Below are 25,924 nucleotides of genomic sequence, written 5' to 3' on the forward strand. Positions count from 1 at the left end.
CCCTTCACGACCAGATCTAGGAGCGCCGATGACGACCAGATGGGAGGTGGAGAGCGCCGTGAACGAGTCCGAGATCGAGCCAACGGGCCGGCACATCCTGCTGTTCCTCCTCACCAAGTCAACGGCCGGCACCGCCGAGATTCCGCCGAAGTACGTGCCCACGTACGTCGACATGCACGCCGGTACCGGCTACTCCCGCTCGACGCTCATTGAGTGGATGAAGGCGCTTACCGATGCCGGCTGGGTTGAGCGCACCCAGGCAGAGGGTGAAGTTCGCAAGGGGCTCACCCTCTGTATCGGCGCCTCGGTCGCGCCTCGCGCTCCCCGCAAGCGTGCCGGCAAGGCCAAGACCGCGTCTCAAGCCCCGTCGGTGAACACAGTGAGCACCGCCGATACCGCGTACCGCCGGGCGGTATCTGATGAGGGGCGAGAAGAGGGGTGCAGCGCTGCCAGAGACCGCCAGGCGGTACGTGAAGGCAGTGCAGAAGTACCGCCAGGCGGTACGCAAGGAACCGAGCCGCGTACCGCCTGGCGGTCGGACGCAGACCGCCAGGCGGTACGCCAGCGACCGCCAGGCGGTACGAACGCCGACCCCCCTCATAAGGAAGAAGTTCTTAACCAGTTAACCGTTAACCCCGCGGCCGTCGCCGTCGTCGCTGAGACCGAGGCTCCCGCCCCGTCGACCACCCGAGGGGATGGGTTCGACAACTTCGACCTGTCGACCGTCGACCCGTCGCTGATCAACCAGCGCCCTCCGGCTACCGCCGAAGCAGCCACCGGCCAAAGCCGAACCAGCGACCGGTGGACGACGAACACCGAGTCGATGCCGACGACCCCCACAGCAGCAGCCCAGCCCGGCCGGCAAGGCGGCCTGTTCTCCACCCGCTTGGTGAAGCTCTCCGAGCGCGAGGAAATCGCCCTTGCATGGCTGCGTGGCCGCCCCGACGAGTACCCGAACGCCACCGAGGCTGACGCCCGCGCCGTTGCCAAGCTGTTCCAGCAGCAGTACCCCGGCAAGCCCCTCGGCTACATGCGCGCCGTTGCCGAACGAGACGGCGGCGGCTTCGGACACTTCATCCAGCGGGTCCGCGACCAGCGATCCAAGGACGTCGAGAAGCAGATCAAAGAGCTGGAGAAGGTCGAGCCCGCGTGCGAGCACGGCACCCTTGCAGGCCGTGCCCCCCACCCGACGCACGGCACCCCGCTCTGCGCCGCCTGCCGCCGCGGCCTACCCGCAACGACCGCTGAGGCCACCACGCATCCGGTTGTCGCCGCCGTCCTTCGGGTCTACGGGGCCGTCTACAACGACACCCACCGGCTCAAGCTCATCGCTCCCGAACTTGTTGAAGCCGCCCAGGAAATCGAGGCCCTTCACGCCGCCGGAGCCACCACCGACCAGCTCACCGAACTTGCACACGCCGCCGGCACCCGCGGCATCACTCTCGTAGAAGCAGCAAAGGGACGCTGATGCACACCAACACCACCCCAGCCCAAGCCGCAGACCGTGCACCGGTCTTCGACCTCGCCGCCGAACGGGTCATCCTCGGCGCGCTCATGGCAGCCGTCGCCCCGGACAAACCGACCGGCGAACCAACCGTCTTCGACCGGGTCGCCGAGGCCATCGAACCGGAGACGTTTTACAACCCGCGCCACAGCGAGCTGTACCGCATCATCGTCGAACTCCACGGCAAGGGCCACCCAATCGAGCCAGTCGCGCTCGCCGGCTACCTCGCCGACGAAGGTGAACTTGCCCGCCTCGCCCCCGGCACCTTCCTGACCGACTGCTACGCCCTCGGCCTGGCCTCGGCCGGCAGCCTCAACCACTACGTGAACCGAGTCGCAGACCTCGCCCAACGACGCACAATCGAAGCGGGCGGCGTCCAGCTCGCCCAGGCGGCCACCACCCCAGGCCGCAGCATCGACGACCTCACCGCCCTCGCCGAATCCCTGATCGCGAAGGCCGCGCCGCGGCGGCGTTCGCTGGAGTTGGCGGAACTCGGCTCCCTGATTAACCCGGCCCTCGACGACATCGAGCACCGCGCCAAGCGCAAGGCCGGCATCCCGACCGGCTACACCGACCTCGACCGGCTCATTGGCGGCATGCAGCCCAAGCAGATGATCACGGTGGCCGGGGCGACCGGCATGGGCAAGTCCATCACCCTCGTCGACATCGCCCGCCACGTTGCCATCAAGCAGCGGCTCAAGGTCGCATTCTTCTCACTGGAGATGCGAACCAAGGACATCTTCGACCGGATCTTGTCCGCCGAAACCGGCGTCCTGCACACGCGGATCCGCGACGGGCTACTCGACGACAACGACTGGCAGCGGGTGACCCGCCAGATCGGGCCGATGGCCAACGCCCCCCTCTACCTGTCGGACAAGTCGCCGATGCGGGTCGCCGACATGGCCCGCATCTGCCGCAAGATGCAGCGCACGCTCGGCCTCGACCTGGTCGTCATCGACCACATGCACCTCGTCAAGCCCAGCAACGACCGGATCGTCGAACTGCCGGCCGTTATTGCGAACGTCAGCCCCGACATCAAGCGCGAGATCGCGATGGCCCTCGACGTTCCGACGCTCGTTGCCGCCCAGTTCAACCGCAACCCGTCGAATCGGCTCAGCAAGATTCCGGAGTTGGGCGACCTCAAGGGCTCGTCGGCAATCGAGCAGGACAGCGACGTCGTGATCCTGGCGCACCGCGAGGACTACTACGACAAGGACTCGCCCCGCTGCGGCGAAGCCGACTTCGTGGTTGCCAAGTGCCGCATCGGCGAGCGCGGGATTGTCACCGTCGCGGCCCAGCTCCACCTGTCCCGGTTCGTCGACATGGCCATCAACTGAGGAGGGACCCCGTGACCACGTTCGAGAACGGCGTCCCGACCTACGCCGACAACTGCCCGAAGTGCAGCAAAGGCCCCTACCGGCCCGCCCTGCTACTGGAAAACGCCAAGGGAAACGGGGTCGTCGGCGCCTACATGTGCGTCTGCGGCCACCGCTGGCGGACGTGGCGCGCCTGGTGGAACGGCGAGCGGCATGCGACCGACGGTAGGGCGGCAGCGTGATGGAGGCGTGCGCGGTGTGGCTGGCGGATGACTACCTGCTCCGTCACGGCTACACGATCACGACCCGTCCGGACGGCCGCCGTACCGCCACCTGCGACGGGCTCACGTACCTGCTCGGCCCGGTGTGCGGTCACGGCCCAGACGTGTGCCCGCCCCACCGCGCCACCCACCCCAAGCCCACCACCCGAGCTGCCTGACCGCCGAGGAGGCACCGTGACCACCACCCAACCCGCCACCACCGCTTCCCCGGCCCGCGCGCTTCCGGTCGCGGTCGCCTGGACCGCCGGATTCGTGGCCTGCATCGTCGGCGCCAACCTGGCCACCGACCACTTCGGCCTCGTCCACGTCGGCCCGCTCGCCGTAACCGCCGGCACGTTCGCCGTCGGCCTATCCTTCGTTGCCCGCGACGGGCTGCACGAGGCCGTCAACCGCCGGATCGTTCTTGCCGCGATCGTGGTCGGTGCCGCTGTCTCGGGGCTGATGTCGCCGGCCCAGCTCGCCATCGCAAGCGGCCTGACCTTCCTCGTTTCTGAGTCGGTCGACATGGCCGTCTACACCCCGCTCCGCCGTCGCTCCCGTCTCGGCGCCTGGATCGCCTCCAACGTCGTGGCCGCCCCGGTCGACAGCGTTCTGTTCTTGTGGTTGGCCGGCTTTCCCCTTGCCGGCTGGTGGGGGCAGACGATCGTCAAAGCCGTCGTCGGCATCCTCACGCCGCTGCTGCTGCTGGGGGTGAGCCGTGCGGTACTACGCCACCGCGTCCACCGAGCGGGTGCGTGACGCGATGCGCGCCGACTACCTCGGCCAGATCATCACCCCCGCCGCCGGCAACAGGCTGGAGCCCTGGGTCGACTGGATCGCCGACAACGGCATCTACTCCAACGCCTACCCCGGCGACGCCGGCTACCTGTCCTGGCTTGCCTCCCACTCGGAGATGCGCGCCCGCTGCCGGTTCGCGGTCGCGCCGGACGTTGTTGCCGACCACACGCGCACCCTCGAACGGTCCTGGCCCCTGCTGCGCCCCATTCGGCAGATCGTCGGCCGGGTCGCCATCTGCGCCCAGAACGGTGCCACCCCCGACGACATGCCGTGGGACTACCTCGACGCGATCTTCCTGGCCGGCATCGTCGAGTGCGCCCCCTGCTCGTACGTTCCCGAACTGGCCGAACTACCCGCAGCCACCTGCCCGCACTGCTCTGGCCCGCTGGCCGAATGGAAGATCGGCGAAGCTGCCGCAGCCGTCACCGCCGAAGCCAAGCGCCGCGGCAAGTGGGTCCACATGGGCCGCGTCAACTCCGCCGACCGCATCGCCCGCGCCCGCCAGATGGGCGTCGACAGCGGCGACGGCACCTACCTCGCCTACGGCCCCGACATCAACCTGATCCGACTGTTGGAGTGGCTGAACCCCGGCGACTTCCGCTTCATGCGCGCCGAATCCTCCGCCCGCCTCCGGCCTGCCCGCAGTGCGCAGGGTGGCCTGTTCGAACTCCCGGATCCCCACACTAGCCAGCCCGCGGCACGGCGGATGGAGGCGGCGTGAGGCACCGAAACTGGCGTCCCGCCGGCACAACCGCGCACCTGACCACCGTTGGCCAGATCCCCGAGGTTGGCCAGGTCATCGGCATGGTTCACAGCCGCGAAGCGTGGCGGGTGCTTGCCGTCACCGAAATTCACCAGGCGAACTGGGATCCGGCAACCCTGCAGGAATGGGAACGCGTCGGACGTCCCGACCCCGAAACGTGGAGCAAGCGCGAGCGGTCCGTGATTGTTGAGCCGCCGCGGAACCCGGCACCGAACGGCCGGGACCGGCGCGGCATGCGGATCTGCCCGTGGTGGAACACGGACCACTGGTGGCCACTCCCCGACCCGTACCCGGCCTGCATCGACTGCGGCCTACTGTGGCCGTGCCCCTGCGACGACCGGAACAAGGAAGCCGCCAAGGCCATGGCCGAGGTTGACCGGCTCGCCGCGGTCCTGCCCGGCTGCTGCTGGGCGTGCGGCGAGCCGATTGCCGGACGGCAGCGGTCGATTGAGTTCGTCGGCGAGAACCTGCTACTGCCCGGCGCCAGCCCGGCCGTCTTCCACACCGCCCACTCCCGCAAGGCAGTTCGGCCGGACATGCCGAAGACGTGCCGGGAGCAGGCCGAGGACTACGAAACCCACTGGGTTGCCGCGGAGCCCGGCCGCACGCGGCGGCTGACGTGCGCCGGACGGATGTTCCGCCACTTCACCTTCTCGGAGTGCACCGCCGGCGCCGACTGCCCCGGTGAGGACGCCTTCCACCAGGAGCGGAGTTACTGCACCACCACCCGGTACACCGCGACAGGCAGGGACGTCCGTCCGGCAACGAACTGCGGCGAACGGATGTGCCGCGGCCAGGCCCAAGCCCCGATCGACGCGAAGGCGGCGTCGTGACCGCGCCGACCGACGACCGGATCGACGTCACCGACCGCCGGTACGCCGCCACCTCCGCATGGACGTACCGCTGCCCGCGCGGGCACGAGATCACGCTCAACGTCGCCGGCCACGACGAGCCCGCCCACCACGTCCAGTGGTTCCGCAACCAGCACGCCAACTGCGCCCCGGCCACGCCCGAAGCGCAGCAGCCGTGATTCGCCGCCTGCTCGTGGCCGTCCCCGCACTCGCGGTGGGGACGGCCGCTGCCCACACCGTCCAGCCCGCCCTGCTCCCGGCACCCACCCGTCCGCCGGCACGATGCCGGGCACCCGGCTGCGGCAAGCCCGTCCACTTCGACAACCTGGTCGACGGCTACGGCCCGGAGTGCGCCCGCCAGCGCGGGCTGACCGTCACCACCCCACGGATCCGCTGCGACGAGCAGACCGGACCCGACCTGTTCGACTCCGCACGAGAGGACCAGTCGTGACCGCAGAACCCACCGCGCAGCCCGCCCAGATCGCCCAGGATGGCCCGACAGCGCCCACGAGTAGTCCCGGAGGGCGCCAACCCGGCACAGGCCATCTCAGGCCGCCGGACGAGCGCCCCGAATGGCGGGCATGCCGGCAACTCCAGCACCGCGAAACCGTCGGCATCCAGCAAGCCACCGCGCGACGCCTCCCTGACGAAGTGCTCTATGCCCGATGCAGCCACCCCGACTGGGAGTACACCGTCACCGAGGGGCCCCGCAAAGCTTGGGACGACTCCGACCGGCCACCCGAAGGCGACGGCTGGGTCAAGAACGTCCACGTCGGCGACGATGGCTGGGAACGCTTCGACTACCACGAAGAGGTGTGGTGGATGCGGCCCAAGCCGGCCGGCACATGACCGACCTTGAGCGTGCCGTCCGTCGGGCTGCGATCGTCGCCAAGGTGCGCCGAATCCACCGGCGGCGGGCGCTCTCACGGCCAATACCGGGCTGGTGGATTCGATGACGGACGGTCACACGTCCAAGATCAATCTTAGAAGTGTCCACCGGGCCGATACCGAACCACCAGTCGACTATGCCACCATTAAACACACAATGACCACAAAGGAGCAGATCACAGTGAGTGACAGTTCTCCGAGCAACGCAAGCCTCGACGGCGCGGCACAGCACACCTGGCAGCCCGACAGCAGCGGCAGACCCGACGACTTCGTCCACGACTACGACATCCACAACGGCCCACGGTGCACCGTCTGCGGCTTCTGGTTCTGCGAGAGCTGCTACCCCGAAGGCTGGCAACGATCATGTCCTGGCCCCGCCCCGAGCGGCATGGAGTACGACTGGGTTGGCGACAGCACCAGCCGGTTACCAGAGGAGGTTCCCGAACCATGGCGGCCAACTTGGAGGCCCGAGGCGTGAGCAGCGACCCGAACAACCTCGTGACCTTCCTGCGCGCCCAGCAACAGCGAACTCGGCGAACGCGATGCGTCGGCGGTGGCCGCACGACAGAGCTGTCCGATCGGCGACCGCCACGGGTACGCCGTGCCCTATGCCGGGTTGGTCTGCACTTCACGACCTGGTCAATGGAGGCCTACGGCTACCGTTGTCCCTGCGGGCGACAGTTTCTTTGGGACGAACAGATTCGGAAGACGCCATGAGCCTGCTCGACCGCCTCGACGCCGCCATCGACGGCCGCTGCGCCTGCGAATGTGGACGGCAACTCGACCCCAACGGCCCCTCCGCCTACTTCGCCGGGCAGGAATGCCAGACCCGCTGGAACGCGGCACAGGCCACGAACCCCGGCGACGTCCACCTCCGGAGCGACGCCGCACCCTACCCGCCTGGCCCCATGCGTTGGCGGCCCGACCTCGTCAACGCCGCCGACGACGCCGATCTGATCGAATTCGACACCATCCGGTCCGGGTACACCGGCCCCTACACCGCCCAGGTCTTCGGACGCCGTAGCCAGCCCACCACTTGGCACCTACGCCTGAACGACGGCCACCGGTTTGTCGGCGACGACCTTGCCGACGTCCACATCGAGAACGGGCTGATCAGCGAAGACCTTGCTGCCCGGATCATGGACCTGTGGCGCCGCCTCGAACGCGACCTCCGCAACCCCCGGCACGCCGTACCCGACGACCCGTGGCCCGAACTTTGGTCTGGGCAGCGATACACCATGGCGGACGCCGCCCGGGAAGCGGTAGAAATTCGGCTGCTTGGCCTCTGTCGGCCCAGCAGCCCACCCCGAGACGCACGCCAGCCGGCCCGGATGCCGCTCGATCAAATCCCCTGGCGGCGCTGCCCCACCTGCCAGCGGCGAGGCGTCCCCATCCCTGGTCGAATCCCGGCACCACTACGGCTCTCGTGGACCCCGGAACCCGTCAGCGAACAACCCGAGCCGACCCCGTGTCAGATATGTCCGCACTGCCGCAACCCGTACCCCGGCCCGCCCCTCACCCTTGCATTTGAACGCGACGTCCCGCTCTACGCGCTCCGGATACGCATGACCTGCGCCCACGACGGCAACCGGTACGGCCACGACCGACTCATCGGCGACGACGAACTGGAGTCGGAGCCCAACGCCCTCGAAAGGTTGCAGCAGCACCTTGAGGAATGCGAACGCGGCATCCTCGCCCAGCTCGGCATCAGCCTGCCCGACGAGGTCACGGCAACCGCCCGCCAGCCGCAACCCGCCCCCTGGGTAGGCAACAACCTGCACCGACTCACCGGCGTACCCGTCATCATCGACACTGATCTGCCGGCCGACGCCGTCGAGATCCGCGACCGCGACACCGACCGGCCCCGCATCCACGTCGGACGCAACGACTTCACCCCAACCCCCGAGGTGGAGACGTTCCTCCGCGAACGCCACGAACAGATGGAACGCCGCGCCGGTCGGCTTCTCCAGCAGTGGCGAGCCAACGAACTGCTTGCCGCCCAGATGGTCCCGCCCACCGCCCCCGCATGGATCCGCGTCACGGGCGCCTAAATGGCGAGTGGACCGGCAACCCCCTGCCGGCCCACCATCCCCCACACGCGAACTGGCCTCCCAGCCCTCCGCGATCACCGCCACGATAGCGCCCACCACCAGGGACGGGAGATCGACGGATGATCAGAAACGAATGCCCGGTCAGTTGCCTGTGCCACCTGAACGCCTACAACCCATGCAGCGTCCCGGGCGGCTGCGGCTCCGAAGGGTGCAGGCAAACCGCCACATCGGACCGTCGCGCGTGCATCCTTTGCCCCGCCTTCCGCGCCGACGACGAACCCCGCGCCGCCCGTCGCCCTCCGGTCTGCGACGCCTGCCGCTGGCGCCTCCACCACACCATCCGCGACATTGCCAACCTCCACGCCAGACTGGCGAACCCGGAGCCGCCGATCGTCGACCGGCACCGGTACCAGACCACCAACCCCGACGGGACACCCGGCCGCATTCGCTGGGCTGATCCTGTAGCCCGACTCGGTGGCGTCGCCCCCATCAACTCCCGCAGCAGCCAACCCCACGTCACCGGCAGCCGCGAACGCCCACTTCCCACGCCCGTCGACCGCATCGACCTCGGCGCACCAGCCCGCCCCGGCAGCATCGGCATCGCCACCCGCGGCCACTGGGCGGCACGAGGCGGCGACCCCGACCAGGTCGGCGTCCTCAGCGTCGCCACGGTGCTCGACTCGTGGGTACGCGACTGGCGGGAGAGCATGTGGCCCGACGTCCACCTGCCCGACGCCCGCGTCGACCAGCTCGCCGACTGGCTGCTGGCCGGCTTCGACGATGAGCAGCCCGGCGTCCGGATCGACCAGGCATGCGACCAGCACCCCGCCATCGACGAAATGGCCACCGAACTCCGGGCGCTCCGCCAAGCCCTACGCCGCGCCCTCGGCGAAACCGACCCCCAACCCACGCCTGTTACCGGCGTTGCCTGCGCCACCTGCGCAAACCGCGCCCTCTGGCGACAGCCCGGCGACACCTACGCCGCCGAATGCGCCACCTGCGGCACCCTCTACACCGACACCGAACTCGCCGACCACATCAACGAACTCGCCGGACAAGAACGCCGACGCCGCACCCCCGAACAAGTCGCCGAACTACTCCGACACAACTGACCCGGCGTGTCGAATTGACCCCAGATAGCGGACCCCCCACAGATCGCGTTACAGTGCGTGCCAGCAGACGCAATGTCTCCAAAGCGCCCCGAGGCCACCCGCCCGGGGCGCTTCGCCGTCTCCAGGGGGTGCACATGCGACCCAACCTCGACGCCGGCCTCACCCGCGAACTCGCCGCCGTCGCCGTCGCCGTCCCCGCCACCACCATCTCCATGTGGGCCCTCCGCGGCTGGACCGAACCCGACGGCACCGAACGCCGCCTCACCGTCGTCGGCAAAGACGAACGCGGCCGGCGCCTCTACCGGTACGGCGACCTCCTCGATGCTGAACGCGCCACCGGCAGCAACCCCAACTCCCGGCGCGGCACAACCCGCAGCAGCCGTCCGGCCGCGATCATGGAGGCAGCGTGACCCGCGACCCGGCCCAGCCCGCCACCGGCAGCCGCCAATGGCTCGAAGCCATCAACGCCGGCCGCCACGACGCCACCGTCGGCATCGTCCGCTACTTCGCCTACGACCACCTGCCAGTTCCGCTCCGCAGCGTCTCCGCCGCCTGCGCCCACCTCGCACTCGACATGATCGAACGGCTTCCCGACGGCCCCGAACTGACCACCGGCCTCAGGAAGCTGTTGAAGGCGAAGGACTGCTTCGTGCGCACTGCCCTCGACGCTCCCGACGCCAACGCCTGACCCACCCCGACGCACCCCCGGCCCGGAGCCAAAGCCAGGCCGGAAGGCGGCACCCGTAACCCAAGCGCGGAGGTGACCGTGTGCCCCCGCGTATCCCAGACGACAAACGCGCCGCCATCCTCGCCGACATCCGCGAGAACAAGCTAGGCGCACGACAGATCGCCAAAAAGCACGGCGTCGCCGTCTCCACCGTCTCCAAGTTCGCAGCCGATGCGAACGTTGCGAACGCGTTCGAACGCACGCAGACGGAAAACGCGACACGAGCCAGGGCGGCAGACCTTCGAGCAGCGCGGGCCGAACTCGCCGAACAACTGATCGACGACGCACAACGGCTCCGCGAGCGAGCGTGGTCCACCTACTCGTACTACGAGCGAAGCAACGAAGGTCCGGAACTCGTCACCCTCAACCTTCCTCCACTCGCCGAGGTTCGCCAGGCGTACACGTCGATCGGGATCGCGCTCGACAAGCACATGGCGCTCAAGAAGTTCGACGACAACCGCGGCGAGGAGCACGCCAAGTCCGTCCTCGGCGAACTCGCGCTCGGGCTGGGGATCGCGTATCGGCAAATGGGCGACACCAGCACGCAACCGCCTAGCGACGATGGATCTTGACCGTGTGACGCGGGCGCTGTCGCCGAAGCAGATCCAGTCAATCGTGGAGGCGCAGCAGACACCGCAGATCGCGCTGTGGACTGGCGCGGTGTCGTCCGGGAAGACAATCTCTTCGCTGATCGCGTTCCTGATCGCGCTGTCCGTAGCCCCGTCGCAAGGTCTGGTGGTTGCGATCGGGCGAACGCTGCAGACGATCGAACGGAACCTGATCGACCCGTTGCAGGCGCCGGAGCTGTTCGGGTTTCTTGCCGGGCAGGTGCACCACACGCCCGGCTCGACAACGGCGATCATCCTCGGTCGAACCGTTCACCTAGTCGGCGCATCCGACGCACGCGCCGAGGCCCGGATCCGTGGGGCAACGGTCGCGCTCGCCTACGTAGACGAGGCGACCCTGGTTCCGCACTCGTTCTGGATGATGCTGCTGTCCCGGCTGCGCGTACCGAACGCAAAGGTGTTCGCAACGACGAACCCCGACGGTTCCTCGCACTGGCTGCGCAAGGAGTTCATGCTCCGCGCCAGCGAGGTCGGGATGCGGTACTGGCACTTCACCCTCGACGACAACCCGTCGCTGGACCCCGACTATGTCGAGCGGTTGAAGGCCCAGTACGTAGGGCTGTGGTACGACCGGTTCATCAAGGGGCTGTGGCGTCTCGCCGAAGGCTCGATCTACGACATGTGGGATGCCGACCGGTACATCGTCGACATCATCCCGCCGATCTGGCGGTGGGTTGCCGCCGGCGTCGACTACGGCACCTCGAACCCGTTCGTGGCGCTGCTGGTAGGAATGGACGCCTCCCAGACGCTGTACGTGGCGAGCGAGTGGCGGTACGAGTCGAAGCTTGCCCGCCGCAGCCTGACCGACTCCGAATACTCGGCGCGGGTGCGGGCCTGGCTGGACGGCTACCACCAGCCCGGACTGGCCGCGGTCGGCGTACGCCCGGAGATGATCGCCGTCGACCCGTCGGCGGCGTCGTTCATGCAGCAACTCTTCCGCGACGGCATGTCACCGCAGCCGGCCGAGAACGCGGTCGCCGACGGCATCCGGACGGTGTCGAGCCTGATGGCGGCCGGGAAGCTGAAGGTGCACCGCTCCTGCAAGGGCCTGCTCGACGAACTGCCCGGCTATTCGTGGGACGACGCGAAGGCACAGCGGGGCATCGACGCACCAATCAAGGTCGACGACCACTCATGCGACGCGCTGCGGTATGCGGTCGCGACCAGCGAAAGCGTGTGGCGGCGCCCGAACACCGCCGACCAGATCCGGCACCGAATCCGGGATGACGGGATCGACTTCGCGACCGTAGCCATGTGATCCGGGGGTGTGCCGTGGCCCGCACCTCCGCCCCAACCCGGCTGATCGGCCAGGTATCCGAGTGGACCGGCGTCGACGCCGTCTTCGACCCGCTGGAGCATGTGCCGCCTCTGCTGTGGCCGCAGTCGGTGCGCGTCTACGGCGAGATGCGCCGCGATCCGCGGCTGGCGGCAATCCTGACCGGGTACACGCTGCAGTTGCGGCGGGCGACGTGGCAGGTTGATGGCACCGGCTGCCGGCCCGAGGTGGTTCAGCACGTCGCCGATGACCTCGGGCTGCCGATGATGGACGCCGAAGACCCCGGTGTCGGCCGCTACCACGGGGTGTCGTGGTCCGAGCATCTGCGCGCGGCACTGCTGATGCTGCCGTTCGGGCACATGGGCTTCGAGATGGAAGCCGCCATCGTTGACGGCCGCGCCCGGCTGACGACCCTCGCCGAGCGGCTGCCGGTCACGATCGACAACATCCACGTCGACACGAAGACCGGCCGCCTGCTTGGTGTCGACCAGCAGCTGACGTCCCCGCACGGCGGCACGCCGCAGATCCGGGCGGACCGGCTGGCGTGGTACTGCCACGAGCGTGAAGGCGCCACGTGGACCGGCACGTCCCTGCTGCGTCCCGCCTACGGCCCTTGGCTGCTCAAACATGAGCTGATGCGGGTGCACGCCCAAGCGAACCGCCGCTGGGGCATGGGCGTCCCCGTCATGGAGGCAAAGCCCGGCACGCAACCAACCGTCGCCCAGATGCAGGAAGCGATGACCCTCGCCGCCGCCGCCCGTGGCGGCGACCAGGCTGGCGCCGCTGTACCGCCCGGCTTCGAGCTGAAAATCGTCGGCATGTCCGGCTCCGTACCGGACACCCTCGCGTACATCAAGTGGCTCGACCAGCAGATGTCGCAGATGGCGCTCATGAACCATCTGGACCTCGGCACCAGCGAGTCCGGGTCACGGGCCCTCGGCACCGCCTTCATCGACTCGTGGACGCTGGCGCTTGGCTCCATCGCCGACGAAATCGCCGACGTCGCCACACGGCAGATCGCGGCTCGGATCGTCGAATGGAACTGGGGCGACCAGGAGCCGGTGCCGCGGGTGGTCGCGTCGGGAATCGGGTCGAAGCGTGAGGTGACCGCTGAGTCGCTGCAGCTACTGCTGTCGTCCGGGGCGCTGTCCGGTGACCCTGCGCTCGAGGAGTGGGTGCGACGTGAGTGGCGGCTGCCGGAGCGCGAAAGCGCAGCGCCGGCCCGGACGGCGACCCGCGGTGCTCCCGGCCAGCCGACCGGCGGTGAGCCTGAGCGGGTCGCGGCGGCCGAGCCGGCGATGGTCGAGCCGGACTACGAGCAGATCCGTGACCAGCACGACCAGGCCGTCCGCGAGATGGCCGCCCAGTGGGAGGAGCAGTCCGGGCCGCTGGTCGAAGCGTTGGCCGCGGCGACGGCGGCTGAGGTTGCCGCCGGGACGCTGGTTGGTCTCGGCATGTTGGCTGTCTCCCCCGCCCTGGTGGCTGCTCTTGCGGGTGGGCTGGCGATTGGCCTGTCGGGGGTGGCTGCGGCTGCCGCGACGGGGGCGGCAGCCGAGCTTGCCGCCGGCGGTGTAACGGTCCGGGCCGAACTGGGTGCGGACCGGCGGCAGCGGGTCCGGGCGCTGGCGGAGGCAACGGCCGGTCTGATCGTGGGTGGCTACTCGTCGGCTGCGGGTCGGACGGCGCTGCGCCTGTCGGGGCCGGACGCAACCGCAGAGGCAGTCGCCGAGGCGGTGCGCGCCGACCTGACCGAACTGAGCCGCGCGAAGGACGGCGGCCTCGTTGCTGGGCAGCTTCGCTCGGCAGCGTCCGCCGCCCAGGGCGAAGGACGTCTTGCCGCGCTTGAGCAGGCGCCCGACGGCACTCGGTTCCGGGCAACGGAACGCCTCGACGCCAACTCGTGCGGCCCTTGCCGCAAGGCAGACGGCGCTGAGTACGCGACGTTGGCCGCCGGCTTGACCGACTACCCGCTCGGGCTTAAGAACCGGCACTGCCAAGGGCGAGACCGGTGCCGAGGCTTCCTGGTCCCACTGCTGCCGATCATGCGGAGGTGAGCCTTGATGGCACCCACCGACAGTCCCGCCGAGGGTAGCCACGACTGGATCGAAGCGCAGGTCGCAGGCCGCCACTACAGCGTGACCACTATCGCGCACCACTTCGCTTACTCCTACCTCAAGCCCAACCTGCGGCTGATCGGGGCAGGTTTCGCCGCGGTCGCGTTCGACATGATCAGTCGCCTGCCGGACGGCCCTCAACTGACCGAAGGTCTCTGCAACCTCGTCGGAGTCCGCGACCACTTCATTCGCGCGGCGATGGAAGCCGAGCGGCAAGGGGGCGACGATGGCTGACCTCGCCCGCCGCGACGGAATTGAGCTGATCCGGACCGGGTCGTGGGAGACCATGACCGGCACCTGGAACCCGACCCCGGCCGACATTGCCGCGGCGATCGCAGCTCAGGACTGCCCGGCGATTCGGAAGCCGGTCATCAAGCTCGGCCACGTCGACAAGCGGTTCGACGGCGAACCCGCCCTCGGCTGGTTCGAGAACCTACGCTCGCCCGACGGCGGTCACACCCTCGTCGGCGACCAGGTGACGCTGCCGTGGCTTGCCGCTGTGCAGGCCGCCGCGTACCCGTCTCGGAGCATCGAGGGGCACTACAACCACCGCTGCGGCGCCGGCCATGTCCATCCGTTCGTACTTACGGCGGTGGCGCTGCTCGGGGTCACGCCGCCTGCGGTGCGGACGCTGCGGAACCTCAACGACCTGCCCGGTCATCTCGGTGTCGCGGCGGGCGTGCCCGAGGGCGCCGAACCGGTGCAGGTGACCATCATGGCCGCCGAGGTGCACACCGGGGCGATGGTTGCCCTGATCCCCACCGAGGCCGACGCCGAACGGCTCGCGGTCGATGGCGGCGAACCGGCCGAACAGCTCCACGTCACGCTCGCCTACCTCGGCGACGCCGTCAACCTGGCCCCAGCGGACCGGCAGGACATCATCGACACCGTCTCCACTGCGGTGAACGGGATGCCGGTCGTGGAGGCCGAGGTTTTCGCGCTGTCGGCGTTCAACCCTGGCGACGTGTCGGAGCGCAAGACGTGCATTGTTGCCGGCCTGTCCGGTGACCTGCTCGACGCTGTTCACACGCTGATCGGCGACAGCCTGCAGCACCTGGCGCTGCCGTCACAGCATGCCCCGTGGCACGCGCATATGACCCTGCAGTACACCGACGACCTGTCCCGGCTCGCCGCCCTCGTCGACCGCGTCGGCCCCGTCCGGTTCGACCGGCTGAGGATCGCGCTTGCAGGCCAGCACATCGACATCCCGCTCATCGGCGGCCCCGAGCCCGACGAGGCCGAAGAGCCGGGCGAGGAACTGGTCGCCGCTGCGGACGGGGACGGCAACAACCTCAAGCGGTACTGGCTCGGCAAAGGCCTGTCCCGGTGGGCGACGAAGCGGCATCCGTGGACCACCCTCTACCGCCTTATCCGCAAGCACGTCGGCGCGGCCCGCGCGAAGCGCATCGCCAGTCAGTGGTTCCACGACCACTTCGGCTACTGGCCCGGCGACCGACGGCATCGCAAGGTCCGGGCCGCGGCCCAGGAAGGCGAACTGATGACCCAGCCCACGCCGCCGGCCGACGAGCCGCAGACGCCTCAGCCGGTCGAGCCCGTGCCCGAGCCGCTGGCCGACCCCGCCCAGCCCTCAGAACCGCAGGGCGACCCCATACTCCCGGCCGCCGAGCCGGAGCCCGCACCACAACCCGAACCGGAGGAGGACACCTTGTCCACCCTGAACGCCGACGTGCGCTCACGGCTCGGCCTGGCCGAAGACGCCGACGACACCGCCATCCTGGCGGCACTCGACGCCCTCAAGACCAAGGCCGACACCCCGCCCCAGCCCGACCCCCAGCAGGTCGCCGCCGCAGCCAAGGCCGAAGAGGAAGCCAACGAACTCCGCAAGGAGGTCAAGGTCCTCGCCTCCCAGGTCCAGACGATGTCGCAGAAGCTCGCCGACGCGGAGAAGGCCAAGGCCGACACCATCAAGGCCAGCGTCCTCGACGAGGCCGAGAAGCAGGGCAAGTTCAAGCCCGCCGACCGCGCCCAGTGGGAGACCGACTACGACGAGGCCCCGGCCGCGATTACCCGCGTCCTCGCCTCGATCGCCCCCGGCACCGCCGTTCCGGTCGCCGCGTCCGGCTACACCGGCGAGGCCGAGCCGACCCAGGACACCGACGCCGAATTCGAGGCGATGATGGCCCGCCTCGACGGCCCGACCGCCGTGAAGGAGTCCTGACCATGGGCGCCTACGAAGCCAAGTACGTGTGGGCCGACCAGATCGGCGGCACCGCCTCCGCCGCCATCACCGGCGGCCAGGTCCTCGCCGTGTCCGGCAACGGAACTGTCGGTCCTGCGGGTGCCGCGTCCGCCGCTGTTATCGGTGTCGCCGCGTTCGACGCCGCATCCGGCACCCGCGTCTCCTACTACCCGCGCGGCAAGGTCCACGTGTCGACCGCCGACGGTGCGATCACCGCCGGCGACCGCGTCGACTCCGCCGCCGCCGGCGCGGTCGCATCCGGAACCGCCGGAGTCAACAACATCGGCATCGCCCTGACGACCGCCGCCGACGAGGCGCTGGTCGAGTGGATGGAGATCTGATCCTCCACCCGGTAGCCCGCCAGCCCTGACGCTGGCGGGCACCCTCCGCACACACCCCTGAGCTTCTTCGAGGCCCCACGCCCAGCGTGCCGGGCCTCTTCGTCGTGCCCGCTCGCCGGGCCCACCCTGAAAAGGACACCACCGTGCCCGGTGCATACCCCCCGGCAGCCCCGACGCTGTCCGGTGACCTGCTCACCATCCACCGACTGCTGCAGTCCCCGACCTACCTGCGGCGCCGCCTGCGGACGATCGCCGACCTGCGGTTCGTCGCCGACCAGATCCTCACCAACCGCTACCGCACCTCCGGTGGCGCGGTCGCGTTCGAACAGTCCGAGCCGATCATGAACACACGGGCGGTCGAAGCCGTCCCGCCCGGCTCCGAGTACCCGCGTGACAGCCCGGCCGACGGCACCGCCGCCCTCGCCGCCGTGTCGAAGTGGGGACAGGCGGTCACGCTGACCGACGAGAAGCTGAAGCGATCCGTGTACATGGGGCAGGAACTGAACCGCGCCCTGCTGAAGACCGCGAACACCGTCATCTCGAAGGTCGACAAGCTGACCACCGCCGCCGTGTCGTCGGCCGTCACCAACACCTCCGCCGCTGCCGCCGCCTGGAACGCCGCCTCCCCGGCCCTGTTCCGCGACGTCGAGGTCGCCGCTGCGAAGATCGTCGACCTGAACCAGGGCTACCGGCCGGACGCCATCCTGATGTCGACGACGAAGTACGCGATGCTGGTCACCGACCCGGCCATCGCTGCCCTGCGCCGCCGGGAGACGTCCGACAACCCGATCTACGGCGGGGAAATCGACCGGCTCGGCAAGTACCGGATCATCTCCACCGCGGTCGCGAACCTCCCCAGCGACGACGTGTGGGTGTTCGACTCCGACCAGCTCGGCGGCATGGCCGACGAAGCCGAGGTCGACCCCGGCTACGCGACGATGGACAACGGCCTGCAGTACAAGACGCGCCGGATCGAGGAGCGGGACGCCTGGGACATCTGGGCGCGCCGGATCACGGTCCCGATCGTGCAGGAGCCGGGTGCGGGCATCCGGATCACCGGCACCGGCGCGCTCGGCTGATTGGAGGCGTGACGATGGCTACCTATCAGGTGGTGGGCGAGTGCGCCTACGTGACCGTGGCCGGTGCGACGGGTGCGATGCGGACCCTGGTGATGAAGGGTGCGATCGTGCCGGAGTCGGCGCCGGAGCTGAGGCATCTGCTGGCGTCCGGGCTGGTTGCGCGGGCGGACGGCGAGACCGGCGGTGTGAACGCCGACGGCGTGCCGGCTGCGCTCGTTGACGACGGCAAGAAGCCGGGTAAGGCGACCGCCGAGCAGTCGAAGCAGTCGCAGTCCGGTGCCGCGAAGGCGGAGGAGCAGGCGAAGGCCGACGCCGAGCAGGCCGAGCGTCGCAAGGCCGCCCAGGAGAAGCTGGCGGACCTCGGCGGCAAGGCACCCGACGGGCGTGCGTCCCACGACGTCCTGGTCGAGTACTTGGTCAGCCAGGGCGGCAGCTACGACGACCTCGTCAAGTCCGACAAGGCGGCGCTCGTCGAGTTGGTCAAGTCGCGCCAGAGCTGATCCGGGAACGCCGGGCCCCGGCCATGGGGTCCGGCGCCGCCTGCGGAGGTGAACGATGCCGGTCGCGTCGAGCGACATCCTGCTCAAGCTGTCGGCGCCGCCTGCCTCCGCAGGTAACACCGCAGCGGGTGTGGTTGGGCAGTCGCTGGGCAAGTACGCCGCTACCACAGAGGTGCCGGACGGTGGCCTTCACGGCCTGTTCCCGAAGGTCACCGGCAGCCAAAACGCGGCGAGCCAGGTCGACTACGCCTGCGTCTTTGTCCACAACGCGCACGCCACCGACCCGCTGTCGGGTGCGGTCGTGTACCTGCCCACGCAGGTGTCCGGCGGCACCACCGTCGCGGTCGGCGTCGATCCGACCGCCGCATCCGCGATCGGATCGAGCACGGCGCAGGCGGTCACCATCTCCACCCCGACGACCGCGCCCGCCGGCGTGACCTTCTCAGCGCCGACCGACGCAAGCAGCGGCCTGGCGCTCGGCGATCTGCCATCCGGGCAGTGCCGGGCCATCTGGATCCGCCGCGCCGCTGCTAACACGAGCGCCCTCGTTGGGGACGGGGTCACGATCGCCGTCACCGGCGACAACCTCTAACCGTCGAGGGGGTCACGGTGCCGGCTCCTACGGTTGTCACGCTCGCCACGGTCGCATCCGGCACCGGCTCCACCTCCGCCACTGTCACCACACCGCCCGAGGTCGTCGAGGGCGACATCCTGGTCGCAGTCGCCTCCACGCACGGCGCATCGCCGCTGGTGCAGCCAGACGGCTGGACGATCCGTGAGCAGGACTACACGGTCGGCGACCTGCCGGTCATCCCTGGCTACGGCGCCATGTCGTGGCGGCGGGCGACCGCGTCCGAGCCGGCCACCTACGTGTGGTTGGGCGGCACCTCTTCAACCACCGCAGCGCTTGTCGTGGTGCGCGGCTGCGCTGAGGACGGCGACCCGTTCGACACCAGCGCCCGGAAGGTCAACAACACGACGCCTGTCGGCGCGCCCGGTCCTGAGATCGTCACGACCGTTGCCGACACCCTGATCGTCGGCGCGGCGGCAACGATCGACAACCGCACCTACTCCAACTGGTCGACGACCGACCCCGGCGCACTAGCCGAGCAGTTCGAGATCCTGAACACCGTCGGCGACGACACTGGCGTGGCGCTCGCGACCGCGCCGAAGACCAGCGTCGGCGCGACCGGTCTGTTGACGTGGAACTCCACCTTCTCGTCGAACGTCGCCTTCCTCGGTGCACTGAGGCCGGCCGGCTCGTCCTCAACGACCGTGACGCGGGCCGTCGCCACCACCTGGGATGTCGCCGCGACCGTCACCAAGAGCGTGGCAACGACCTGGGATGTCGACGAGCCCGGCCCGCCGCCGGCCGGCGGTATCGCCGTGGTGCGGGTGCGGCAGTCTGCGGCATGGCGAACCGTGTCGGGCGGCCAGCCGACCGTGACGGCGCCGGACGCGCCCCGCGACCTAGCGGTGGTTGCCTCGTCCGGGCAGCTCGCGGCAGCATGGCAGCCTCCGTACGACGACCGTGGCGCCCCAGTTACCGGCTACACCGTGACGGTCACCCCGGACGATGCGCCGCCGCTCCAACTCGGCGCCGGTGCCCGCAGTGCGACCCTGACCGGCCTGAACAACGGCGTCGTCTACACGCTCACGGTCGCCGCGCGAAACACGGCCGGCCCGAGCCAGCCCGCCGAGCAGATCGCGGCCCCGGCTGGCCCGTGGGTGATCGGCTCTGTCGGACCGCTTGTCGGCGCACCGGACTGGTGGGGTGGCAACAACGGCGTCAACAACGGCCGCGGCGCCTACGGCATGACCGAGCCACCAACCGGTGTAACCAGCGGTGCCGACCTCGGCCCGGACTACTGCGGTGTGCTGCCGGTGCTTACAGCCCAGGGTCGCGGCTACGACCACCTGACCAAGCCAGCCGTCGGGACGCTCATCGACGCCAAGGGACTGCCATCGGGAGCGGTAACGGTCGACGCCACCACCGGGTCGACGTCGGTAACCGTCACCCGCCCCGGTGCCGTTCTTCAGTACCTTGACATTGTTGGCCAGGTATTCGTGCGGGCGCCGAACGTCACGATCCGGTACTGCCGGATCAATGGCCGCCTCGTCACCGGCTCCGGCAAGTACCTCGTGTCGACGCAGGATGCCAATCCCGGCTTGGTGATCAGCTACTGCGAACTGATCTGCGGCCAGGCGATGTCGGCGGCGCTGCCACCGTACGGCGGTTACACGGCCCGATACTGCGACCTGTGGGGCATTTCGAACGACGCGTTCAAGGTCGGCTCAAACGCGTTGGTTGAGTACAACTGGGTGCACGGGTTGGAGAAGGCGCCCGGCGCGCACGCCGACCCGGTGCAGTGGACCGCCGGCAACAACATCGCGGTGGTCTTCAACCGGCTCGACTGCTTCACCGGACCGGAAAACGCGCCGTCTCCCGAGGTGCAGGACTTCGCGAACGGGACGTTGCAGGTCGGCAAAATGACCGGCAACGGGTCCTGGTTCCTGATGACCGACAACTACTGCAACGGCGCCAACTACGTCATCCGGGTCGGCAACGTCTCTCCCCAGACGACAGCCAAGGGTGTCTTCACAACCGAACACGCCTACTGGTACCGCAACCGGTTCGGTCGACAGTTCATTGCCGGCCCGGTCTACAACTCGATCCAAGCCGACGCCGACCAGGTCTTCGACGACACCAACGTGTGGCACGAAAGCGGACAGACGTATCGAAGGACTAGCCAGGGCTGGTTCTACAGCCACGTCGTAACGGCTGGCGAACCGGTGAACGACTGGACCCCGGTGTCGATGGGGGCGTACCCGTGATCGCCGTCCGCGGTATCACCTCAACCGCGTCGCCCGGCTCGGCGTCGACCGCATCGGGGACGATCCCGGCTGGTACGCAGCCCGGCGACCTGCTGGTCGCTACGGTCCAGATCGCCGCATCCGGCGGCATCCTGGCCCCGCCCGCCGGGTGGACGGTCATCACTGCCCTGAACACGACGTCGAACTCGTCGTCTTCGGTGCGCGCCGCCCAGCGTCGGGCCGAAGCCGGGGACGCCGGGGCCGCGGTTGAGATTGGACTCGGCGTCTCCGCGCGCTGGGTGCTCAACATCTTCGCCTACTACGACGACAGCGGCCTGCCGGCCAGTGTCGGCCAGGTCGTGCCGTCGGCGTCCGGGTCGCAGACGGCATCGCCAGCCACTCCGGCGGTTACCCCACTCGGCGTGCCGGCGTACGCGGTCGCGGTCATCGGCGGCACCGTCGCAGCGTCCGGGGTCCAGCCGACGCTGACGGCGGCGTCCGGCTGGACGATGCAAGGCCAGGCCGTATCCACCTCCGTGTCGCTGAAGAACGCGGTCCAGGGTGTTGCGACCAAGGCACTTGCCTCACCCGGCGAGGAACCGGCCGCCGTTCACAGCCTGTCCGAGTCCACAATCGCGGTCGCCGCGGCCACCATCGTTCTGTCGTCGGTGAACGTGCCGCCGGTTGCGAACGCAGGCCCGGACCAGTCAGTGCCGCCTGGTGCGACTGTCATCCTTGACGGCTCCGGCTCAACGGATCCGGATGGGACGCTCGTCGGCTACCTGTGGGAGCAGGTGTCCGGCACTCCGGTCGAGTTGGACGACCCGACTGCGACGCAGCCAACGTTTGGCGCCCCGGCCTCAGTCGACGGCGCTGTGCTGGTCTTCTCGTTGACGGTCACCGACGACCGCGGCGACTCCGACCCCGACACGGTCACCATCTCGGTAGCCGCAACCGGGAGCGCCAAGGTGTGGGTTGCTGGCGCCTGGCAGACCCATCCGATCCAGCTGCGCGTGAGCGACGGCTGGTCTTGACCGAAGGGGTGCCGGTGGCTGGTGACGTAACGGTCGGGGACGCGGAGCGGCCGTCGAAGCTGGTGCAGCCCGCAGACGAAACAACAGTGGTGACGCTCTCCGTCCTCAAGCCGGATGGCAGCAGCGAGGCCGTACCGCTCACTGCCGAACCGCTGGAGCCAGCCGAGGACGGCACCGGCGAGCAGCAGCAACGCTGGACCGCCACCGACCCGGTCCTCTACGACCAGCCGGCACGGTGGCTGCTCCGGTGGACGATCAGCGGCGAGGGCGCCGACTACGACGTGCAGACGGTGTACGTGGTGCCGAACCCGCTTGCGAACGGTCCGACATGGCTGCCGGGCCGAAGCCGGGTGGCGAACTATGTGCCGGCCCGCACCTTGCAGCGGGACTCCAACACACATCAGTTGACCTTCGATAGCACCACCGTGCCGACCGGGGCGATGGTCGACCGACTCATCGCCGACGGTGCTGCCCGCATCGCGTCTCGAACCGGGCCGATCCACTCGTCACTACATGATGCGGCGTCGGTCGTGGTCGCGCTCTGGGCCGCGGCTGCGGTTGAGCGGGGCTGGCCGGACGATCAGCAGACCGAGCTGACGCTGCAACGGGCCAACGACCTGCTGCGGCTTGCCGACACGCAACTCGACGAGCTGGTGGCAGCCAACGACGCCGCGAACGGCGGCAACCCGGTCGACCCCGGGCAGGCCAACGCGCTGCTGCCGCGCTGGAGTTTCCCGCCGCCTGTGCCGTGGGGTGACTCCTACCTCTGAGGAGGTGCCGATGGCCCAGTTCCGTGTGCGCGTGAACGTCGACCAGGCGGGCGTCCGCCGGATGATGATGCAGCCCTGGATGCAGCGGGAGATGGATCGGCGGGGCCAGCGGGTTGCTGCCGTGGCCCGGTCGATCGCCCCGGTGCGGACGGGCCGGTATCGGGCCAGCATCCGCGTCAGGTCCGGGGTTCGGGCGTCGGGCGCCTACTCCGAGGTTGTTGCCACCGCACCGTACTCGTACTTCTTGGAGGTCGGCACCCGGCATATGGCGGCGCAGCGGATCCTGTCCCGCGCTCTGCACGCCGCCGGCGGCTGACATGGGCTACCCACTGCTGCACATCATGGCCCGAAACTGGCTCCGAACCGACCTGAACATGGGCATCCCGGCGAAGAGCCGGATCCGGGTCGAGAACAAGCTGCCCAGCAACAGCCAATACACCTACCGACTGGTCGTGGTGCAGACAGCCGTCAGCTCGCCCGGCGACACCACCCTGACCCTCGACGTCGTCGACCTGAACATCGACTGCTACGCCGGCACCGACGAAATGGCCGCCGGCCTGGCCGAGATGGTCCGGTCTGCGCTGCGGCTTCGGTTCGTTCGGCATATCGATCCAGTGTCGGGCGCCTTCATCAAGTCGGTCGAGACGCTTGCCCGGCCAGCGTGGGCGCCGTGGGATGACGCCTCCGCTATCGAGCGGTGGACGGCCGCCTACCGGCTAACGGTCCACGCAACTCCCTGATCTCCGCCGCCTGCCGGCGCCCTTTCCCCCGTGTCCTTACCCGGCGACCGCCGGGCCATCACCATGCCTTCAAGGAGTGACCCATGGCGGTCGACATCAGCCTGATCCGCGCCTACCAGAACGGTCTCGTGGCGGTCACCGCCTACGGCGACACCTCCATCACCCTGCCCACCGACGCCACCACGGCGCTCGGCGCTGACTTCTCCGAGGTCGGCGCCATCAGCGGCGACGGCATCACCGAGGCGACGTCCCAGGACTTCAACGACATCTTCATGTGGCAGGGCAACGCACTCGCTGCTTCGCTGCCGGGCGAATACGTCAAGACGTTCCAGTTCGCCGCGATGGAGACGAACCAGGTGACGCTCGGCGTGCAGTACTCCGGATCGACGATCACGCAGACGGCGACCGGGGTGACGGTCGCGGAACGGCCACCCGCCCGGGATCTGCGTGCCTGGGTGCTGCATGGCGTCGATGGCGCCCGGCTGCAGCGGGTTGTGGTCCCGTTCGGGCAGGTCTCGGAGCGCGGCGACGTCGTGTGGTCCTCGCAGGACGTGACGGTTTACCAGTGGACGGTCAAGTGCTTCGTCGACTCGTCCGGGAACGTCGCCTACCGCTACTACGTGGATCCGGCCCTGGCGCTCGACGAGGGCTGATAGACCCGCCGGCCTGCGTGCTGTGCGGGTCCGCAGGCCGGCGTTCTACCCGCATCCACCCGCACATTCCGCACAAGGAGACCCGCACATGACGAAAGTTGAGATCGTGGAGCAGTGCATCCCGCTGCCCCCACACGCGCAAGGTGATCGGCAGGTCGCGGATCGGCTCGACAACCTCGGCCTGCTGCCCAAGGTTGGCGAGGCGGTCGCCGGCTACGAGGTACGGATCAACGGGACGCCGCTGCCGGTGGCTGTGGTCGGGTACGAGGTTGGCCCGTCCGAGGCTGGGACCATCGTCACGCTGGTGGTGCCAGCCGACGAGGTGGCGATTCGCAAGGCGTCCGCTGCCGACGAGAAGATCAGCCGGACATGGCAGCCGGGGAGCCGCGACCCGCGCGCCGACATCCCCGGCTGGACGCCGGAGGTGGTGCTGACGCATGCACCGCCCGGGGCCGCCCTGCAGCGGAACCTGGAGATGTTGCGGAAGGTGCGAGGAAGGGATCTCCGTGGCTGACAAGCAGACGCCCCAGGCGGCCGTCATCGAGGTCGTCGAGAAGCGCAGCAGACGGCAGGGCGGCGACGGCTTCGCGGGGGTCATCGTGCCAAACGAGATCCGGCTCAACGGGCAGACGCTACTCGCGCCGAAGGACCCCCCGGTCCGGCTGCATGAGGTCACCCTCGACGACCAAAGCCTCGTACTGGCCACCCTGACCCTGTTCGTACGCCGCCTCACCGTCGACATCGAGGAACCGGAGGCCACCGATGAGTGACGTCGCCTTCGACTTCGACGCCTGGTACGGCGAAACCCGCCGCGAACCGTTCACCTTCACCTGGGCCGGCGAGAAGTGGAGCCTGCCACACTTCTCCGAGATTGACTGGCGTGTCATCGATGTTGCCGCCGAACTCGAAGCCCTTGCCAGCGCGGACGAGAACGCCGAGATTCCCGTCGACCTCATCCTCAAGTTCTTCCAGCACGGCTTCCGCCTCGACCCCGAGCAGGCCGCCCGCTGGGAGCAGGTGCCGCAGCCGATCCAACTGATCATGAACATCTTCGACCAGTGGCAGAAGCACGCGGGCGCCGATCTGGGGGAACTCTTGGCCTCTTCCGACTCCTCCGCGAGCACGGAGAGGCCATTGAAGCTGACCTCTCGCGCTACCACCAGATCCGTCTCCCGCGCGCGCTCTACGGGCGGCCGGAAGAGAGGCTGACGCCTCGAGAGCTGCTGGCCCGGATTCGGCATCTTCCGGCCGACTCGGCGCTCGGGATCGCCGTGCTCGGGCCTGACGCCCACCTGCGGCCAGGTGACCACCTTCTTGCCCACGTCGCCAACCTCATCGCCGCCGGCAACTGGCAGCGAGGCGGTGGCAAGGGGCAAAGGCCGAAGCCGATCAAGCTCGGCGGCGGCAAGTCGCAGAGGGCAAAGAAGGTCGACGGCGACGACATAGCCCGGCGGCTGGCGAACCTCGGATTGATCCCCGGCGCTCCTGCCGCCTGACGATGGCCGGG

General features: G+C 69.1%; 33 protein-coding genes. All 33 read left to right on the forward strand.

Annotated features, from left to right (window positions below):
• The first annotated feature begins 58 nt into the window (after window positions 1-58).
• The 33 genes from QCD66_RS26795 (at window position 59) to QCD66_RS26955 (ending at window position 25,913) form a co-directional block, all read left to right on the forward strand.
• Window positions 59-1,468 (forward strand): hypothetical protein, encoded by a 1,410-nt coding sequence (locus tag QCD66_RS26795; RefSeq protein WP_407566840.1) that lies wholly within the window; start codon window positions 59-61, stop codon window positions 1,466-1,468.
• On the forward strand, window positions 1,468-2,841 hold the full coding sequence (locus QCD66_RS26800) for a replicative DNA helicase (RefSeq protein WP_375733321.1): 1,374 nt from the start codon (window positions 1,468-1,470) through the stop codon (window positions 2,839-2,841). Before QCD66_RS26795 ends, QCD66_RS26800 begins: the two co-directional genes overlap by 1 nt.
• An 11-nt stretch (window positions 2,842-2,852) precedes the next feature.
• Complete coding sequence (locus QCD66_RS26805; RefSeq protein WP_375733322.1) at window positions 2,853-3,062, forward strand: hypothetical protein; 210 nt, start codon at window positions 2,853-2,855, stop codon at window positions 3,060-3,062.
• 14 nt (window positions 3,063-3,076) lie between these two features.
• Window positions 3,077-3,259, forward strand: a complete 183-nt coding sequence (locus tag QCD66_RS26810; protein ID WP_375733323.1) for a hypothetical protein — start codon at window positions 3,077-3,079, stop codon at window positions 3,257-3,259.
• A gap of 16 nt (window positions 3,260-3,275) precedes the next feature.
• Window positions 3,276-3,839 carry a VUT family protein gene (locus QCD66_RS26815; protein WP_375733324.1) on the forward strand — a complete coding sequence of 188 codons (564 nt, stop codon included), beginning with the start codon at window positions 3,276-3,278 and terminating at the stop codon, window positions 3,837-3,839.
• A complete protein-coding gene (locus QCD66_RS26820) occupies window positions 3,799-4,599 on the forward strand; it encodes a hypothetical protein (protein ID WP_375733325.1) in 801 nt (266 codons plus the stop codon). The genes QCD66_RS26815 and QCD66_RS26820 overlap by 41 nt, the downstream gene beginning before the upstream one ends.
• Before the next feature lie 404 nt (window positions 4,600-5,003).
• Entirely contained in the window at window positions 5,004-5,474 is a 471-nt protein-coding gene (locus QCD66_RS26825; RefSeq protein ID WP_407566841.1) for a hypothetical protein, read from the forward strand.
• Window positions 5,471-5,671: a hypothetical protein gene (locus QCD66_RS26830; RefSeq protein ID WP_375733327.1), complete on the forward strand. Its 201-nt coding sequence runs from the start codon at window positions 5,471-5,473 to the stop codon at window positions 5,669-5,671. Before QCD66_RS26825 ends, QCD66_RS26830 begins: the two co-directional genes overlap by 4 nt.
• Window positions 5,668-5,943, forward strand: a complete 276-nt coding sequence (locus QCD66_RS26835) for a hypothetical protein (RefSeq protein ID WP_375733328.1) — start codon at window positions 5,668-5,670, stop codon at window positions 5,941-5,943. Before QCD66_RS26830 ends, QCD66_RS26835 begins: the two co-directional genes overlap by 4 nt.
• Window positions 5,940-6,341: a hypothetical protein gene (locus tag QCD66_RS26840; protein WP_375733329.1), complete on the forward strand. Its 402-nt coding sequence runs from the start codon at window positions 5,940-5,942 to the stop codon at window positions 6,339-6,341. Before QCD66_RS26835 ends, QCD66_RS26840 begins: the two co-directional genes overlap by 4 nt.
• A gap of 752 nt (window positions 6,342-7,093) precedes the next feature.
• Window positions 7,094-8,431, forward strand: coding sequence for a hypothetical protein (locus QCD66_RS26845; protein ID WP_375733330.1), 1,338 nt, complete (start codon window positions 7,094-7,096; stop codon window positions 8,429-8,431).
• Between the two features lie 119 nt (window positions 8,432-8,550).
• Window positions 8,551-9,543: a hypothetical protein gene (locus QCD66_RS26850; protein ID WP_375733331.1), complete on the forward strand. Its 993-nt coding sequence runs from the start codon at window positions 8,551-8,553 to the stop codon at window positions 9,541-9,543.
• A 134-nt stretch (window positions 9,544-9,677) separates the two neighbouring features.
• On the forward strand, window positions 9,678-9,953 hold the full coding sequence (locus QCD66_RS26855; protein WP_375733332.1) for a hypothetical protein: 276 nt from the start codon (window positions 9,678-9,680) through the stop codon (window positions 9,951-9,953).
• Window positions 9,950-10,231 (forward strand): hypothetical protein, encoded by a 282-nt coding sequence (locus QCD66_RS26860; RefSeq protein ID WP_375733333.1) that lies wholly within the window; start codon window positions 9,950-9,952, stop codon window positions 10,229-10,231. The genes QCD66_RS26855 and QCD66_RS26860 overlap by 4 nt, the downstream gene beginning before the upstream one ends.
• Before the next feature lie 80 nt (window positions 10,232-10,311).
• A complete protein-coding gene (locus QCD66_RS26865) occupies window positions 10,312-10,842 on the forward strand; it encodes a hypothetical protein (protein WP_375733334.1) in 531 nt (176 codons plus the stop codon).
• Window positions 10,832-12,154 (forward strand): PBSX family phage terminase large subunit, encoded by a 1,323-nt coding sequence (locus QCD66_RS26870; protein ID WP_375733335.1) that lies wholly within the window; start codon window positions 10,832-10,834, stop codon window positions 12,152-12,154. Before QCD66_RS26865 ends, QCD66_RS26870 begins: the two co-directional genes overlap by 11 nt.
• A gap of 14 nt (window positions 12,155-12,168) precedes the next feature.
• On the forward strand, window positions 12,169-14,226 hold the full coding sequence (locus QCD66_RS26875; RefSeq protein ID WP_375733336.1) for a DUF935 family protein: 2,058 nt from the start codon (window positions 12,169-12,171) through the stop codon (window positions 14,224-14,226).
• A gap of 6 nt (window positions 14,227-14,232) precedes the next feature.
• On the forward strand, window positions 14,233-14,520 hold the full coding sequence (locus QCD66_RS26880) for a hypothetical protein (RefSeq protein WP_375733337.1): 288 nt from the start codon (window positions 14,233-14,235) through the stop codon (window positions 14,518-14,520).
• Complete coding sequence (locus QCD66_RS26885; RefSeq protein ID WP_375733338.1) at window positions 14,513-16,465, forward strand: 2'-5' RNA ligase family protein; 1,953 nt, start codon at window positions 14,513-14,515, stop codon at window positions 16,463-16,465. Before QCD66_RS26880 ends, QCD66_RS26885 begins: the two co-directional genes overlap by 8 nt.
• 2 nt (window positions 16,466-16,467) lie before the next feature.
• Window positions 16,468-16,827: a capsid cement protein gene (locus tag QCD66_RS26890; RefSeq protein ID WP_375733339.1), complete on the forward strand. Its 360-nt coding sequence runs from the start codon at window positions 16,468-16,470 to the stop codon at window positions 16,825-16,827.
• Between the two features lie 143 nt (window positions 16,828-16,970).
• The gene (locus QCD66_RS26895) at window positions 16,971-17,906 is read left to right on the forward strand and encodes a hypothetical protein (protein ID WP_375733340.1); all 936 of its coding nucleotides are present in this window, start codon (window positions 16,971-16,973) and stop codon (window positions 17,904-17,906) included.
• A gap of 14 nt (window positions 17,907-17,920) precedes the next feature.
• The gene (locus tag QCD66_RS26900; protein ID WP_375733341.1) at window positions 17,921-18,406 is read left to right on the forward strand and encodes a hypothetical protein; all 486 of its coding nucleotides are present in this window, start codon (window positions 17,921-17,923) and stop codon (window positions 18,404-18,406) included.
• A 55-nt stretch (window positions 18,407-18,461) separates the two neighbouring features.
• On the forward strand, window positions 18,462-18,998 hold the full coding sequence (locus QCD66_RS26905) for a hypothetical protein (RefSeq protein WP_375733342.1): 537 nt from the start codon (window positions 18,462-18,464) through the stop codon (window positions 18,996-18,998).
• Window positions 18,999-19,015: 17 nt separating this feature from the next.
• Window positions 19,016-21,241: a fibronectin type III domain-containing protein gene (locus QCD66_RS26910; RefSeq protein WP_407566842.1), complete on the forward strand. Its 2,226-nt coding sequence runs from the start codon at window positions 19,016-19,018 to the stop codon at window positions 21,239-21,241.
• Window positions 21,238-22,254 (forward strand): PKD domain-containing protein, encoded by a 1,017-nt coding sequence (locus tag QCD66_RS26915; protein ID WP_375733344.1) that lies wholly within the window; start codon window positions 21,238-21,240, stop codon window positions 22,252-22,254. The genes QCD66_RS26910 and QCD66_RS26915 overlap by 4 nt, the downstream gene beginning before the upstream one ends.
• 14 nt (window positions 22,255-22,268) lie before the next feature.
• A complete protein-coding gene (locus tag QCD66_RS26920) occupies window positions 22,269-23,024 on the forward strand; it encodes a hypothetical protein (protein WP_375733345.1) in 756 nt (251 codons plus the stop codon).
• A gap of 10 nt (window positions 23,025-23,034) precedes the next feature.
• The gene (locus QCD66_RS26925) at window positions 23,035-23,340 is read left to right on the forward strand and encodes an HK97 gp10 family phage protein (RefSeq protein WP_375733346.1); all 306 of its coding nucleotides are present in this window, start codon (window positions 23,035-23,037) and stop codon (window positions 23,338-23,340) included.
• Window positions 23,341-23,398: 58 nt separating this feature from the next.
• A complete protein-coding gene (locus tag QCD66_RS26930) occupies window positions 23,399-23,764 on the forward strand; it encodes a hypothetical protein (RefSeq protein ID WP_407566843.1) in 366 nt (121 codons plus the stop codon).
• 83 nt (window positions 23,765-23,847) lie between these two features.
• Window positions 23,848-24,417, forward strand: a complete 570-nt coding sequence (locus QCD66_RS26935; protein WP_375733348.1) for a hypothetical protein — start codon at window positions 23,848-23,850, stop codon at window positions 24,415-24,417.
• Between the two features lie 88 nt (window positions 24,418-24,505).
• Window positions 24,506-24,931, forward strand: coding sequence for a hypothetical protein (locus QCD66_RS26940; RefSeq protein ID WP_375733349.1), 426 nt, complete (start codon window positions 24,506-24,508; stop codon window positions 24,929-24,931).
• Window positions 24,924-25,187 (forward strand): hypothetical protein, encoded by a 264-nt coding sequence (locus QCD66_RS26945; RefSeq protein WP_375733350.1) that lies wholly within the window; start codon window positions 24,924-24,926, stop codon window positions 25,185-25,187. Before QCD66_RS26940 ends, QCD66_RS26945 begins: the two co-directional genes overlap by 8 nt.
• Window positions 25,180-25,626 carry a hypothetical protein gene (locus QCD66_RS26950; RefSeq protein ID WP_375733351.1) on the forward strand — a complete coding sequence of 149 codons (447 nt, stop codon included), beginning with the start codon at window positions 25,180-25,182 and terminating at the stop codon, window positions 25,624-25,626. The genes QCD66_RS26945 and QCD66_RS26950 overlap by 8 nt, the downstream gene beginning before the upstream one ends.
• A gap of 62 nt (window positions 25,627-25,688) precedes the next feature.
• Window positions 25,689-25,913, forward strand: a complete 225-nt coding sequence (locus QCD66_RS26955; RefSeq protein ID WP_375733352.1) for a hypothetical protein — start codon at window positions 25,689-25,691, stop codon at window positions 25,911-25,913.
• Window positions 25,914-25,924: the final 11 nt, after the last annotated feature.

Origin of the sequence: Polymorphospora sp. A560, assembly GCF_045781765.1 — a bacterium.
Classification (GTDB): Bacteria; Actinomycetota; Actinomycetes; order Mycobacteriales; family Micromonosporaceae; genus Polymorphospora; species Polymorphospora lycopeni.

What these genes read in the sequence shown, in the direction of transcription:
- QCD66_RS26855 (WP_375733332.1), top strand. Translation starts at nt 9,678, where the DNA reads ATGCGACCCAACCTCGACGCCGGCCTCACCCGCGAACTCGCCGCCGTC.
- QCD66_RS26930 (WP_407566843.1), top strand. Translation starts at nt 23,399, where the DNA reads ATGGGCATCCCGGCGAAGAGCCGGATCCGGGTCGAGAACAAGCTGCCC.
- QCD66_RS26925 (WP_375733346.1), top strand. Translation starts at nt 23,035, where the DNA reads ATGGCCCAGTTCCGTGTGCGCGTGAACGTCGACCAGGCGGGCGTCCGC.
- QCD66_RS26850 (WP_375733331.1), top strand. Translation starts at nt 8,551, where the DNA reads ATGATCAGAAACGAATGCCCGGTCAGTTGCCTGTGCCACCTGAACGCC.
- QCD66_RS26905 (WP_375733342.1), top strand. Translation starts at nt 18,462, where the DNA reads ATGCCGGTCGCGTCGAGCGACATCCTGCTCAAGCTGTCGGCGCCGCCT.
- QCD66_RS26890 (WP_375733339.1), top strand. Translation starts at nt 16,468, where the DNA reads ATGGGCGCCTACGAAGCCAAGTACGTGTGGGCCGACCAGATCGGCGGC.
- QCD66_RS26950 (WP_375733351.1), top strand. Translation starts at nt 25,180, where the DNA reads ATGAGTGACGTCGCCTTCGACTTCGACGCCTGGTACGGCGAAACCCGC.
- QCD66_RS26940 (WP_375733349.1), top strand. Translation starts at nt 24,506, where the DNA reads ATGACGAAAGTTGAGATCGTGGAGCAGTGCATCCCGCTGCCCCCACAC.
- QCD66_RS26900 (WP_375733341.1), top strand. Translation starts at nt 17,921, where the DNA reads ATGGCTACCTATCAGGTGGTGGGCGAGTGCGCCTACGTGACCGTGGCC.
- QCD66_RS26885 (WP_375733338.1), top strand. Translation starts at nt 14,513, where the DNA reads ATGGCTGACCTCGCCCGCCGCGACGGAATTGAGCTGATCCGGACCGGG.
- QCD66_RS26880 (WP_375733337.1), top strand. Translation starts at nt 14,233, where the DNA reads ATGGCACCCACCGACAGTCCCGCCGAGGGTAGCCACGACTGGATCGAA.
- QCD66_RS26845 (WP_375733330.1), top strand. Translation starts at nt 7,094, where the DNA reads ATGAGCCTGCTCGACCGCCTCGACGCCGCCATCGACGGCCGCTGCGCC.
- QCD66_RS26800 (WP_375733321.1), top strand. Translation starts at nt 1,468, where the DNA reads ATGCACACCAACACCACCCCAGCCCAAGCCGCAGACCGTGCACCGGTC.
- QCD66_RS26825 (WP_407566841.1), top strand. Translation starts at nt 5,004, where the DNA reads ATGGCCGAGGTTGACCGGCTCGCCGCGGTCCTGCCCGGCTGCTGCTGG.
- QCD66_RS26870 (WP_375733335.1), top strand. Translation starts at nt 10,832, where the DNA reads ATGGATCTTGACCGTGTGACGCGGGCGCTGTCGCCGAAGCAGATCCAG.
- QCD66_RS26935 (WP_375733348.1), top strand. Translation starts at nt 23,848, where the DNA reads ATGGCGGTCGACATCAGCCTGATCCGCGCCTACCAGAACGGTCTCGTG.